Consider the following 13,682-nt stretch of genomic DNA (forward strand, 5'->3'; position numbering starts at 1 on the left):
GCTGACAGCGTAGAATCACACCGTTTCCAACCACCCCTGTCGTGCCCTTAAGCCTACACGAGGAAGGAAACATGAACGCGCCGTTTCACTCCTCGCCAACGGTCTCGCCGAGCAGCTCGGCAAGCATCTGATCGCAGGAGATACCCTCGTTCAGCACGCGGCCCATAGCACTGGCCAAGGGGGTGGGTACGCCGAGTTCACGACCCATACGTTCCACAGCGCCAGTGGTGGGAACCCCTTCTGCCACACCGTTGCTGGCCTGCGTGGCCTCCTCAACGCTCATACCGCGCCCCAAGTTGGCGCCGAACGTGTAATTGCGGCTCAGCGGAGAGCCGCATGTGGCAATCAAATCACCCACACCGGCGAGACCGGAGAAGGTTTTGGAGTCGGCACCCAAAGCCTGTCCAAGCGCAGTGAGCTCTGCCAGACCACGAGTCTCGATGGTTGCCGCAGTGTTCTCGCCGAACCCGGCACCTCTGGCCATACCTACGGCAAGCGCCACTACGTTCTTGAGCGATCCGCACATTTCCACTCCCACCACATCAGTGGTGATGAACGCGCGGAAATACGGGGTGGAGCAGGCCTCGGCCACCATTCTGGCCGCGCTGATACTGTGCGACGCAACCACGGTGGCGGAAGGCTCGCGCGCAGCCACCTCGCGGCTCAAGTTAGGGCCAGAAACAGCGGCGAACCGCGTGTCTGGCAAGTTCAAAGCCTCGCTGACCACCTCGTCCATACGCTTGCCCGAGCTGCGCTCAATGCCTTTCATCAGGGACACAACAACAGCGTCTCGATCTATGAAATCGCGGAACGGTTCCAACGCCTCACGGGCGTGCTGAGCCGCGATGGCCACCACCACGATGCGAGCGCCACGTACCGCTTCTTCACGGTCGCCGGTGGCGGTCATCGACTGCGGCAGCTGGTCTACGCTGGGCAGACGCGCCTCGTTGCGGTGCCTGTCGCGAATGTCTTCGACGATGGATGTTTCACGCCCCCACATCGTCACGTCGTTGCCGGCATCAGCCAGCACCTGGCCGAATGCCGTACCCCATGCTCCGGCTCCCAATACTGCTACCTTCATGGTTCCTCCTGCGCTGTGTCTATGTACCTGCTTGTACCCGTTGTCTCTATTATTTCTGTTGCCTCTGATTATTCCTGTTGTCTATCACGCCTGCGGACTGTTGCCGCCAACCGCACCCATAGCATTGCGCTGGCTTGCCGGCAGCACACGCCTGGGCACGCGCCGCATGGTACGGAAATCCCAGTATCCTTCTCGCGGCGGCTCCTCACCGCGTATCTCAGCCATCACGGCTTCCAAACGTTCGCGCACCCGTTGCGTCAGCTCGTCCACGGCCTCTTTCGGGGGCTCTTCGCCCCATTGATCCATGCCTTCCAGCAAATCAGCGTAATCGAGCCGTTCGTCGAAACACATCACCACGTTCTTCCTCGGCCATGGCCACCAATGGTTAATGCTGGCAGCACCCCAGGTCGCCGCACAGAACAGCGGCACCTGGTATCCCAGCCTGCGTGAAGCTTCGAGCGCGATGATGCCCACGCCCTCTTTCAAGCTCATCGGCCATTTGAGCGGGTCACGCGACAGCGTACCTTCGGGCCAAATGGTGAGCGGACGACCCGAGGTGAGGATATTGATGGATTCCTCTTCGATCTGGTGCGCTTTGCCGCTGTTGCGCGGTACGGGCTGCATGCCGACCAGCTGGAACCATTTGCCGATAATGGGCCATTTCGCCATCTCGGCCTTGGCCATGTAGCGCGGGCGGCGCCCCATGTGGAACAGGGCAGACATCGGCACGAACACATCGTACAGCGTGACATGAGTGGCGGCGGTGATGAACGGACCAGTCTCAGGTACCCGTTCCAGCCCCCATGCCCGCACTTTGCTGTGAGCGCGCAGTACCTTTGAGACTCCTTCGAGCAGCCGTTCAGTGGCTTTGGGGTTCTGCGCCTCAATTTCGGCGGTGTTGGGCCGTTTCACTCCAGTGGGATAGTAGTAGGTGGAATCCACCAAATGGTGGCGCTCCCCCAACTTAGCCACTTGCTCATCGCTCAGCGGTTTCACAGCGGAACGCGGCGACGGTTTGCCTTTAGAACTCATGCGTCCATTGTGCCGCGAGGCTTGGAACGTGAGTCGACGTGTACGGGTACAGCGACGGCATACTCGGCATCGACTTTACCAACGTTATGCTCAGCCCAAGCATCATGGCACTCACGCCCGACCATATGATGGGCAAGGTCGGCGGACTTGCCAACACCCTCGCTATATGTGCCGCACCGTTGGGGCAATTTGTCTACGGCCTACTCTTCGACCATCTGCATGTCTCGGCAATCATGGCCGGAACCGCCATCTGCCTGTCCCTTATGGCTGTAGCCCTAGCCCCGGCCGCCCGCAGCCTCTCCACCGCTCTCAATCTCCCCAACACCACATCTCATACATCACCCACCTCATAAACCACCAAACCCCACGAATTTCAGCCCGCAACCTCAACTCGCATGAGCCTCTTCCCACTAATACGACACCTTCATCGCCTCCCATTTCGTTCCGTGAGTACTTTCTTGTCGCACTTCGACAAACCCGCAAAACAGGAACGTTGGAATCCCGTCACTCTCAAATTTCCATCAACCACGATACCCAGCAAAAGTACTCACGGAAAGCAGCGACAGTGAAAATATAGTGCTTATGAACAGGAAATGGCTCCAATCGCATTGATTCGGAGCCATTTTTTACTGAGCAACACTGAAATCAGTCGATATTCGCACCGAGGGCGGTGAGCTTGGTGCGGAAGTCCTCGTAACCACGGTCAATAAGGCTGATACCCTGCACATTGCTCGGCCCCTTGGCCGCGAGCGCTGCGATGAGATGGCTGAATCCGCCGCGCAGATCAGGCACGTCAATGTCGCGACCCTCCAGCGGAGTGGGGCCGAAAATGACCGCAGAATGCTTGTAGTTGCGCTGCTGGAATCGGCACGGCAAGCTGCCCAGGCACTCACGATAGAGCTGAATGGTGGCGCCCATTTGCACCAACGGCTTGGTGAACCCGAAACGCTCCTCATATACCGTTTCATGCACAATGGAAAGCCCTTTGGCCTGAGTGAGCGCAACCACGAGCGGCTGCTGCCAATCGGTCATGAAACCAGGGTGCACGTCGGTCTCGATGGCCACGGGCTTCAGATCGCCGCCAGGATGCCAGAAACGGATGCCTTCATCGGTGATGTCGAACTCGCCGCCGACCTTGCGGAACACGTTGAGGAAGGTCATCATCTCAGGCTGGGTGGCACCTTTGACAACAATGTCACCGTGCGTGGCCAATGCAGCACTGGCCCAAGAGGCAGCCTCGATGCGGTCGGTAAGCGAGGTGTGACTGAATCCTTTGAGATGTTTCACACCTTCGATGCGGAAGGTACGATCCACATCCACCGAGATAACAGCGCCCATCTTTTGCAAAACGGCCACCAAATCCATGATTTCCGGCTCAGTTGCCGCGCCGGAAAGTTCGGTCTTGCCCTCGGCCTGCACCGCGGCCAGAAGCGTCTGCTCGGTGGCTCCCACCGATGGATAAGGAAGGTGAATCTTGGCACCATGCAAGCCGTCGGGCGCGGTGATGTGAATGCCATCGGCGTGCTCTTTATCCACGTTCGCGCCCAGCTTGCGCAGAGTCTCCAAGTGGAAATCGATGGGCCTGCCGCCGATGTTGCAGCCACCAAGCTGCGGAATGAACGCCTCACCCAAACGGTGCAGCAGCGGACCGGAGAAGAGAATCGGAATGCGCGAGGAGCCGGAGAGCGTGTCCACATCGGCCACGTCGGCCAGCTGTACGTTGGTGGCGTCAATGGTGAGCGTACCGGCGACCTTGTCGAAATCAACGGTGGCACCGTGCAGGCGCAACAGGTCGGAAACCACACGCACATCGCGAATCTCAGGCACATTGCGCAGCACCGAGACCCCTGGTGCCAGCAGCGCCGCCACCATGGCTTTACTCACGAAGTTTTTCGCGCCGCGCACCTGAATCTCACCGCTCAGCGGCTTGCCACCCTCAACGTGCAGCACATCTTGCGTTTCTTTGGCCACTGTCAACCTCTTTCGTCACCGTGAAAGCTCTCGTCCAAGCTTAACTAGCAGCATGCACAGCGACACACGCTTATGCTTGCAGCGCCATGCCTTCCAGCCTCATCCGCGCATGCTGCGGCAATCTGTCAATCCAGCGTATGAGCAAGAAAGCACTCAGTCCATACCCAAATCGAACGCCGCGGCGTCGTCGGCTGCGGAATACTGGCGGAACGCCATCAGCGTCTGCGTAGACTCCACACCCTCGACCTTGGAGATGCGGCCAGGAATGATCTTCGCCAAATCGTCGAAGTCGGGAGTGGACACGAGCGCCACGAGGTCTACGTCGCCAGCCACCGAATACACACGCGTCACACCGGGGATTTCGGTGATGGCCTGCGCGGCATCGGTAATTTTGCTTGCTTCGGTGGTAATCAGTACGACAGCGTCAGCCATGTTCGCTCCTTTAAGACCGTTTGCCAATACACCCTAACTATACCTGCTCTTGCAAGCCGTAAGCAACGTTGCACCGCCCCGCGCCCTCACCCCAGCAATACAGCCCACAGGATGCCAGACCCCGGCCCGATCCTCGCTCAAAGACGGGCCGAAGTCGAGGGCTACCGCAGACAGACAAGCTACCACAGGCTGGCTGCTGGCAGACCGGCTGGCAGACAGCCAGAGCCAGGCAGCCAGCCCGCGGTATCACAGCGGCTTACTCAAGCCACGTCTCCACCGGCAGCGGCTCCAACTGCTGTTCGGGAGAGTCGACATAGAAGTAAGCACAGGAAGACCAGTCATCCTGACGTTCGAACAGTTCAGGCTGCACGATCTTGGGATTGATCGCCGGAATATCGATCATGCCGCCGTTGACTGAAGGATACTCAAAGCCGGTCTGCAGCTGGTGCCAGTGGAACAATGCCTTATTGAGTTCATCGTTCGTGTCAAAACCACCAATCTGCTGAATCGTCATCCGAATATCCTTGTGGAAGTACACAGGATCTGGCACATGCAAACGATAGCAGCCTACAACCATGTTCTCACTGTCATAGTATTGGCTGCCGTGGTATTGCGAATAGAATCGGTCCTGCCCCCAAGCGGTCGAAACGTAATCCTCCACTCCGGTGCCGCACAGCGTAGGGTAATCCTCGTCTCCGTCTATAAAGCCTTTGACTTCGCCCTCACCCCACCAGGCTTGGAAGTACCGCTCTGTGTCGCAGACGATACCCAGGTTGGTGCCCAAGAAACGGCCTTCTCCACTAATCTTCGGCAAAATCTCAAAGTCCTCGCGGTACTGTGTGGGATTCTGCCTGTTAAAGAAGGCGTGGAAGTACAGACCGGATTCATCGACATCATCGCCGACCGTGTAATCGACCGCATAATAGAAGTGCTTGATGTCCTCTCCCGAACAGTTCTCGACGGTAATTTTCATACCATGAGCAAACGGCATAGGAATCATGCACACGAAGCTACGCCCTTCAGGACTGGAGAACAGCGCGTTGTCAAACGTAGCCATGTGCTTGGGACCGTGGCAGAAAAAGTCTCCGAGCGGAGCCACAACGGCCGCGGTGGTGGCACCATCCCAATACATCCTGAGAATGGTGCCACGCTGCACTTGCGGGTCGAGCGGATCGACGGTAATCCAAATGCGGCGCACCACACCAGAGCCTTCACCGACCTGAGCCAGCACAGACTCCTCTCCCTGATGGAGCGTGAACCACGCCGAACCTTTCCTGCCATTGCGCGCTTTGCCGCCCTTTCCTTTCTCTCCGAACGGATTCTCATGCGTGGCCCAACGCGTCTCTACTTTTGCAGGCACTGAGCAGAGACTGGCAACATCGTACGATTTCATATTGTTATAACTCCTTGAGATATCTCACATCATTTGCAGCCTGTGCAGCCGCTTTCACACGCTGTGGTTTCAGCGCTACATTTACTACTTGATTCCCACGGTTGCGTCCCCCTCCTTGAGTTGCTTCTGCACGAAGAAGAACAAGACGAACACAGGTAGCACCGACAACGCGGCAGTGGCCAACAAAATATTCCAATCCACGGAATATCCCGATACCAAGTTCGCGAGGTATACCTGCAGCGTGTTGAGTTTGTCGTTCTTGTTGACGATCAGCGGCCACATGTAGTTGTTCCAGGACGCAAGGAAGAAGGATATGATCAGCGGCACGACCATGGGCCGGGACAGTGGCAGCACAATGGTGAAGAACCTTCTGAACACTCCACATCCGTCAAGCTCCGCGGCCTCTTCCAGCTCTTTGGGAAAGTCCATGTAGAACTGCCTGAACAGGAAGATGCCGTACGCGTTGAACAGCTGCGGGATGATGAGGCCCCAATACGAGTTCGTCATGCCGAGCATTTTCGTCACCATGAACTGGGGAATCAAAATCGCGGAAAGCGGCACCATCAGTGTTGCAACGATGAGACCGAACACCAATTTCCGCCCGGGAAACTCAAGTCGTGCGAGCGCATACCCGCACATCGAGTGCAGAATCATGGCCAGCAGCGTGACCACTATCGAGATAAACAGGGAATTACCCAGCGCCCTGAGGAATTCTGGCGTGAGGGCGTCGCGGTAGGAATCGAGCGTGAAGGGATGGGGAATCAGCGATATGGTGAACACATCGCCGCTCGTCTTGAACCCGCTGATGAACAGGATAATGATGGGGAAAATAAAAGCGACCGCCATCACTATCAAGAATGCGTATACGAGAGTCTTAGCGATTTTTGCGTGCATTTCAATCCTCATCCTTGTCTTGTGTCAGCTTCATCTGGATAAGCGAGATAACCAGCAGTATCAGGAAGATGATGACCGACATCGCCGAGCCATAACCCATCTTGAGCATGCCGAACGATTGGTCGAATATGTACAGCACACCAACCTGGGTGGATTCGTTCGGGCCGCCGTGCGTCATGACCAGGATGATGTCCATGATCTGGAAGGCGGTAATGGTGGTGGTCACCAACACGAAAACGCTGGTGCGCTTGATCAGCGGAATGGTGATTTTGAAGAACTGCTGAATCTTGGAGGCACCGTCAAGCTGTGCCGCCTCGTAATATTCAGACGGGATGTTCTTAATCGCCGAGTTGAACAGAATGGCAACATAACCAAGGTTGATCCACACCATTACCACGACGATGGAAACCAGCGCCTGCTTGGTGGACCCTATAAACTGCTGGTCGGGAATGCCAAGCATGTTGAGCAGACTATTGAGGTATCCGTTCTTCTCGCTGTACAGGAACATCCACAACGTGGCCGCCACTACGGAAGTCACCGAGAACGGCAGCAGGAAAGACGTTTTGATGAAACTGCCCAAATGTTTGGGAAGATAGTTCACCACTGCGGCGAGAATGAGCGAGAACACGAACACCAGCGGCACATATTCCAGTGCGAGCACCAGTGTGCGCCATAGTGACGCCCACCATTTTTCGTCGCCGAACAATTTCACATAATTGCTCAGCCCGGCGAACTTCGGCGTCTGCACCATATTCCAGTCAAAGAAGGAATAGTAGAACGCGAAGAGTATCGGCACGACCACGAAAATGGCGAGGCCGATGACGTCAGGGAGTACGAACAGTATCCCGGCCCGAGCGTCGTGCTTGGCGCGGGCATGCACAGGTTTGCCACCTGAGACCGATGATGTTGAGGAAAACGATTTCATAACGTATCCTCCTTTCTTGTTTGCAGAAATGTCCTTTCGTGAGGTGAAGTCTTCATGTCATTGCTCGATTCTCGACCCGATGGATTTCTCTATGACCTGTTGGGCGTGATCGGCGGCGCTTTTGCCGCTTTGCCCGGCGAACATGACACCTTGCAAAGCATCACCCATCGCGTCGGTCGCCTCTGCCGGCAAGCTCAATTCCGGTTTGGCTCCGTCGTACATTTTGGTGAACTCCGCACGCAGCCCTTTGTTGTACAGCTTCTGATTGCGCTTGATGATGGAACGCCTGGCCGGGTACGCGAACTTGGCTTTTGTCACCCATTGCGAGGCGAAATCCTCGTTTTCGGTATCGCCGTACAGACTGAAGATAAATGCGGCAGCCTCTTTGATGTGCTTCGACTTCGAGCTGACGGCCAATTTCTGGCCGCCGGCGACGGTCACCTGATGCTTGCCGTCGGGAGTGGGAAGCGGCACTACGCCGATATGAACGTTGCTGTATTTGGTTTCCAAATCGTTGATGGCGAACGAACCGGATACCTGCATCGCCGAAGTGTGCGTCGACAGGCTGCTACTGTCCCAAGGGCCGATCTGCAAGGATCGCGGAGCTGTCTTGTCTTTGAAGAATGACCCCCAGAAATCAAGCGCTTTGACCATGCCCGGCGAGTTGACGGTCACGTTGCCCTTCTCGTCGGTCACACCCGCATTCTGCATCCACATGAACGGGTAGAAGTCGTACAGTGTGTACCCTGACTTTTCAACAGGAAGCACGAGGCCGTATCGCTTGTCATTGGTCAGTTTCTTTGCGTCTTCCTGCAGCTCTTGCCACGTGGTGGGCGGAGAGATCCCCGCTTCTTTCAGAACGTCTTTGTCGTAGTAGAGTCCAAGCAGATCCATCTCAAAGGGAAGGGCCATCTTCTTCCCTCCGAATTTAGCCGACTCCAGCATCGAAGGGAGGATGTCCTTCTCTAATTCGGGGCTGTAGTACGGATCGAGGTCGGCCAGCATGCCGGCTCCTGCAAACTTGGTGAAGGTGGCAGGCTCCACATAGAAAATGTCAGGCGCCGCACCGTTGGCAAAGGCTATGGTGATGGCTGTAGTGCTGTAGTCGCTCTGGTTGATCACTTTATGATCAATATGAACATCCGTGTGCTTGTTGTTATAGTCCTTCACCGCTTTGTCGAGATACTCGCCTTCAGATCCAGTCTGAAAACTCCAGAACTCGAGCGTGATGGGGCCTTGTGCCGCACTCGCTCCGCAGCCAGCCACTCCTAGAGTGAAGGCGATTGCGGAAAGAATGCACAACAACCGTTCGGGAAGAGCCCATCTGTTTCTCTTCATTTTGCCTCCTTACAAAATGCGATATCCTGCTCGGAAATGCGAAATCCGCAGCGTATTGCGGGTTCGATCAAACGAGTCAATCTGCGATGATGACGCGCTTTACATAAATGATAGCGCTTACACTTTAGAAAACAAAATCGGGCGCGTTGCGGAGAGTTACCGAAACTCTTCGCTGTTTTAGCAACGTTTTTCAACGCTCGTGCTATCAATTTGGAGACATAAATAAAGAAAGCGCTTTCTTTAGTACAGAATATAATAGTGTTAGGTACACATCGCGAACCAAAGGGGAACCTATGACCACACTCCACGACGTAGCTCTCACCGCAGGAGTGTCAGACGCCACCGCCTCCCGGGCACTGCGCGGGGTCGGCAAAGTAAAAAGCGAAACCCGGTCGAAGGTCATGCAAGCCGCCCGCTCCCTCAACTTCACGCTTTCCCGCAACGCTTCCTCACTGGCCACAGGCAAAACCATGCGCGTCACCATCCTCTTGGGAACGCCGCTCAACTCATGGTTCAGCGCCAACTGCATGGAAGGCGTTTACGAAGTACTATCGAAAAACGGATACGACCCCGTACCCAACATTGTGCGTACGGAGCAAGATCTGCATACCTTCTTGGCAAATCTGCCCACCAACAAACGCAATATGGACGGCCTCATCATCACGTCGATTCGAATCGACAACTATGCGGACACCAACCTTGATTCCTTCGGCATTCCCGTAGTTGGGCTGGACGCCATGAACTCCGAGCTGCTTGACGCCAGCGTATCGGTAGATAACGAGCATTCCATGCTCAACGCCGTGAGGTTCCTCAAAAGGCTAGGGCACAAGACCATCGGCTACGTACAGCATCCGCACCCGAATCTCTTCCCGTCAAACTCCGAACTGAGGGAAGCGTATTTCGTCGCAGCCGCTAAGGAGCTCGGCTACAGCGAGCAAGACACCGTGCTATTCAAAACAAACCGACGGCTCGCAGATTCCAACATATCGTTCGAAACCGCTTCGGCAGAGCTGGCCGGCCGAATCACGTCCTCAGACGTTCAACCTACTGCCATCTGCGTCGAGACCGATGAAGCGGCAATCGCGCTGACACAGAACCTGCGCAGCCTGGGCATCCGAGTGCCAGAAGACATATCGATCATCGGATTTGACGACGACAGCAACGCCAAACTCGCCAACCTGACCACCATTCACCAAGACCCGGTAGATATGGCACGAACCGCAGCACAACAACTGATCTACCTGATGAATGGTGCGGAAATAGAGAATCCGTCAATCCGTTACCGCACCACGCTCATCCCCAGAGGCAGCACCATTCCACTACGCTAGCTGTTCTTTATTCTGCAGTACCGCACAAACGCGGATGCCACCTACGCTGCCGTCGTAGCCCCAATCGGCCCTGCCCAGTCACTGTCGTCCACCGCAGGAGCCGACGCCACCGGTTCGGCGGACAGGCTCCTGGCAGGCAACGTGGTCGGCTTGAAGGGGAAACGCTTGGCACGCTCTGCCTCATAGGCCGCGATGTCGTCTTCATGCTGAAGCGTCAGGTCGATATCGTCATATCCGTTCATCAGGCGCCAACGCGTGTAATCATTGACTTCAAAAGGCAAGGTGAGATCGCCGCAAGTCACGGTACGATCCTCGAGATTCACCGTCATCTCACGTCCGGGCTGCGCCTCGAGTGCCTGCCATAGCTGCTCCACATTCTCCTGTGGCATGATGGCCGCGAGCACACCGTTCTTGGCAGTGTTGCCGTAGAAGATATCAGCGAATCGCGAGCTGATGACCACGCGGAAACCGAAGTCCCGCAACGCCCAAACGGCATGTTCGCGAGAGGATCCGATGCCGAAATCAGGTCCGGCCACCAGCACACGCGGGTTGGCATACTCGGGCCGGTTGAGGATGAAGTCAGGGTCGCGCCGCCAAGCATGGAACAGCGCATCCTCGAAACCGGTTTTTGTGACTCGCTTCAAAAACACCGCAGGAATAATCTGATCGGTATCGACGTTTGCGCGGCGCAACGGCACCCCCGTGCCCGCAATGGTGGTAAGTTTCTCCATAATATATCTCAATTCATCATGTACGTGTCTACAATAATCGTCTCAGTGCTCGCTTGCCTGCCGATGCGCGGCAGCGGTTTCCCTCGGCCGGGCACATCAGAGGTCTGCCGGGCTGGAAATGGTTCCGCGAATGGCTGTGGCGGCGGCTACGAGAGGCGAGGCCAAGTGTGTGCGAGAGCCCTTGCCCTGCCGTCCTTGGAAGTTACGGTTCGACGTGGAAATCGAACGTTCTCCTGCCACCAATTTGTCTTGGTTCATGCCCAGGCACATCGAACACCCGGCGTTGCGCCATTCGGCACCGAAGTCCTTGAACACTTGGTCAAGTCCCTCTTTTTCGGCCTGCAGACGGGCGCGAGAGGATGCTGGAACCACGAGCACGCGGTGGATGGAATCGGCCTTGTGATGCCCTTTCATCACCTGCGCCGCAGCGCGCAAATCGTCAATGCGCCCATTGGTGCACGATCCGATGAACACCGTGTCAATGGGGATGTCTTTGATACGCGTCCCCGGTTTCAATCCCATGTAGTCCAGTGCAGACACTACGGATTCGCGCTCCTCGGGATCGCTGAAGTCCTTCGGATCCGGCACCTGAGAGGCAATGGGAGCACCCTGCCCCGGGTTCGTCCCCCACGTCACATACGGGGACAGCTCAGAGGCATTGATGGTTACTTCGCTGTCAAACTTCGCACCCTCATCGGTACGGAGCGTCTTCCAGTAGGCAACCGCCTGATCCCACAGCGCACCGGAAGGGGCGTGCGGCCGGCCTTTGAGATACTCGAACGTAGTCTCGTCGGGAGCTATCATTCCAGCGCGCGCACCGGCTTCGATAGACATGTTGCAGATGGTCATGCGCTCCTCCATAGAGAGGCGTTCAATGGCCTCACCGCGGTACTCGAGCACATACCCTTGGCCTCCGCCGATGCCGATTTTGGCAATGATGGCGAGGATGATGTCTTTGGCCCCCACTCCCTCGGGCAAGGTACCTTCCACGTTGATGGCCATGGTTTTGAACGGCTTGAGAGAGAGGGTCTGCGTGGCCATGACGTGTTCCACCTCGGAGGTTCCGATGCCGAAAGCGAGCGCACCGAACGCGCCATGGGTGGACGTGTGAGAGTCCCCGCACACAATGGTCATGCCCGGTTGGGTCAGTCCCAGTTCCGGCGCAAAGGCGTGGACGATGCCTTGGTCGGCGTCTCCAAGCGGGTGCAACCGCACACCGAATTCTTGGCAGTTGCGCTCCAGTGTGGTGAGCTGGACCGCTGATATTTCGTCGGGGTTGGGGCGGTCAATGGCGAAAGTCGGAGTATTGTGGTCTTCCGTGGCGATGAGCTGGTCAACATGGCGCGGCTTGCGCCCTGCCAAACGGAGCCCTTCGAAGGCCTGCGGGCTGGTGACTTCGTGCATCAGCATCAGATCAATGTAGAGCAGGTCTGGCGCGTCCTGCTCACCTTTGCGCACCAGATGGTCGTCCCATACTTTCTGAGCTAATGTCTTAGCCATATCTCCTCCATTCAGACTCCACGTCGTCTTTCTGCCATGACGAGCGGAAGCATCACCGCAGAACTGCTCGGCGGCTGTATGTTCAGTATCATCGTGAGCTCTTAATATGGACGCTTCTGTATCAATATGTGAGAAAACACTGTTGTGACATGCTGGAAACAGGTACGCGTATAATCAACATATGGACGCTTCACCCTCTCGCACTTCGGTTACCAGGCCTGCCGAAGACACAGATGCGAGCCAGCGCGCCAACGCGTGCACCACAGGCCGTTCCAACGAGCGCGAAGCCATGCCTCCCATCCATCAGGAAGCCTTGAATCCACTGAAAGAGGAGATTCATTCCGGCGTTGGCGTGCTCGACAAGACCATTAAGATCATTGATGCCTTGGAATCCGGCCCTGCCACACTCGGCCAACTGGTGGAACTGACCGGCTTGGCACGCCCCACCACACACCGCCTGGCCATCGCTTTGGAACGACACCGCTTCGTAGTGCGAGACAGGCATGGTCGGTTCGTGCTGGGCTCACGCTTCGCTGAACTTGCCACGGCTGCGGGAGAAGACAGACTGCTTACCGCCGCCAATCCGGTGCTGCAAACGCTGCTGGACCGCACCGGCGAGTCCGCGCAAATTTTCCGCAGGCAGGGCGATCAGCGAGTCTGCATCGCCGCCATGGAACGTTCCACCGGCCTGCACGATTCCATCCCCGTTGGCGCGTTGCTGTCCATGCGCGCAGGGTCCGCCGCGCAAATCCTGCTCGCCTGGGAAGAGGAAGACCGCCTGCATGAGGGATTGCGCCACTCAAAGTTCACCGCTTCCACACTGGCCGCCGTACGCCGGCGCGGATGGTCGGATTCAGCCAACGAGCGCGAGCAAGGTATCTGCTCGGTTTCGGCACCTATCCGCAATGCGTCCAATCAGGTGATTGCTGCGATTTCCATCTCCGGCCCTTCCGGACGCATGGGGCTGACACCCGGCAAACGCTATGCACCATACGTGATGGCAGGCGGCAGATACTTGACCGAAGCGTTACGCAAAGCCAGCGCAGGGCACTGATAG

General features: G+C 56.8%; 13 protein-coding genes. 3 read left to right on the top strand and 10 right to left on the bottom strand.

Going from position 1 to position 13,682, the window contains the following annotated elements; genetic code table 11:
* Positions 1 to 85: 85 nt before the first annotated feature.
* Positions 86 to 1,081, bottom strand: coding sequence for an NAD(P)H-dependent glycerol-3-phosphate dehydrogenase (locus ACSYSO_RS07785; RefSeq protein ID WP_489760740.1), 996 nt, complete (start codon positions 1,079 to 1,081; stop codon positions 86 to 88).
* An 84-nt stretch (positions 1,082 to 1,165) separates the two neighbouring features.
* On the bottom strand, positions 1,166 to 2,113 hold the full coding sequence (locus ACSYSO_RS07790) for a lysophospholipid acyltransferase family protein (protein ID WP_491701769.1): 948 nt from the start codon (positions 2,111 to 2,113) through the stop codon (positions 1,166 to 1,168).
* 38 nt (positions 2,114 to 2,151) lie between these two features.
* Between ACSYSO_RS07790 and ACSYSO_RS07795 the strand changes: the two genes are divergently transcribed.
* Positions 2,152 to 2,466: a hypothetical protein gene (locus ACSYSO_RS07795; protein ID WP_489760742.1), complete on the top strand. Its 315-nt coding sequence runs from the start codon at positions 2,152 to 2,154 to the stop codon at positions 2,464 to 2,466.
* Between the two features lie 292 nt (positions 2,467 to 2,758).
* On the opposite strand, the gene murA is transcribed toward ACSYSO_RS07795, so the two are convergent.
* From murA to ACSYSO_RS07825, 6 genes are all read right to left on the bottom strand, one after another.
* Complete coding sequence (gene murA / locus ACSYSO_RS07800; protein ID WP_489760743.1) at positions 2,759 to 4,084, bottom strand: UDP-N-acetylglucosamine 1-carboxyvinyltransferase; 1,326 nt, start codon at positions 4,082 to 4,084, stop codon at positions 2,759 to 2,761.
* Positions 4,085 to 4,237: 153 nt separating this feature from the next.
* Complete coding sequence (locus tag ACSYSO_RS07805) at positions 4,238 to 4,516, bottom strand: Lrp/AsnC ligand binding domain-containing protein (RefSeq protein WP_489760744.1); 279 nt, start codon at positions 4,514 to 4,516, stop codon at positions 4,238 to 4,240.
* Between the two features lie 256 nt (positions 4,517 to 4,772).
* Positions 4,773 to 5,909 (bottom strand): glycoside hydrolase family 172 protein, encoded by a 1,137-nt coding sequence (locus tag ACSYSO_RS07810; RefSeq protein ID WP_489760745.1) that lies wholly within the window; start codon positions 5,907 to 5,909, stop codon positions 4,773 to 4,775.
* A gap of 84 nt (positions 5,910 to 5,993) precedes the next feature.
* On the bottom strand, positions 5,994 to 6,755 hold the full coding sequence (locus ACSYSO_RS07815; RefSeq protein ID WP_489760746.1) for a carbohydrate ABC transporter permease: 762 nt from the start codon (positions 6,753 to 6,755) through the stop codon (positions 5,994 to 5,996).
* A 49-nt stretch (positions 6,756 to 6,804) separates the two neighbouring features.
* Positions 6,805 to 7,728 (bottom strand): carbohydrate ABC transporter permease, encoded by a 924-nt coding sequence (locus ACSYSO_RS07820; protein ID WP_489760747.1) that lies wholly within the window; start codon positions 7,726 to 7,728, stop codon positions 6,805 to 6,807.
* A gap of 57 nt (positions 7,729 to 7,785) precedes the next feature.
* Entirely contained in the window at positions 7,786 to 9,066 is a 1,281-nt protein-coding gene (locus tag ACSYSO_RS07825) for an ABC transporter substrate-binding protein (RefSeq protein WP_489760748.1), read from the bottom strand.
* A 293-nt stretch (positions 9,067 to 9,359) separates the two neighbouring features.
* Here ACSYSO_RS07825 and ACSYSO_RS07830 point away from each other — a divergent pair, with 293 nt between their 5' ends.
* Positions 9,360 to 10,394 carry a LacI family DNA-binding transcriptional regulator gene (locus ACSYSO_RS07830; protein ID WP_489760749.1) on the top strand — a complete coding sequence of 345 codons (1,035 nt, stop codon included), beginning with the start codon at positions 9,360 to 9,362 and terminating at the stop codon, positions 10,392 to 10,394.
* Positions 10,395 to 10,435: 41 nt separating this feature from the next.
* Here the strand turns inward: ACSYSO_RS07830 and leuD are convergent, their stop codons facing one another.
* Positions 10,436 to 11,125, bottom strand: a complete 690-nt coding sequence (leuD, locus tag ACSYSO_RS07835) for a 3-isopropylmalate dehydratase small subunit (RefSeq protein ID WP_489760750.1) — start codon at positions 11,123 to 11,125, stop codon at positions 10,436 to 10,438.
* Between the two features lie 96 nt (positions 11,126 to 11,221).
* On the bottom strand, positions 11,222 to 12,625 hold the full coding sequence (gene leuC / locus ACSYSO_RS07840) for a 3-isopropylmalate dehydratase large subunit (protein ID WP_489760751.1): 1,404 nt from the start codon (positions 12,623 to 12,625) through the stop codon (positions 11,222 to 11,224).
* Positions 12,626 to 12,914: 289 nt separating this feature from the next.
* On the opposite strand from leuC, the gene ACSYSO_RS07845 reads away from it, so the two are divergent.
* On the top strand, positions 12,915 to 13,679 hold the full coding sequence (locus tag ACSYSO_RS07845; RefSeq protein ID WP_489760756.1) for an IclR family transcriptional regulator: 765 nt from the start codon (positions 12,915 to 12,917) through the stop codon (positions 13,677 to 13,679).
* Positions 13,680 to 13,682: the final 3 nt, after the last annotated feature.

This window comes from Bifidobacterium sp. ESL1130 (genome assembly GCF_058507935.1).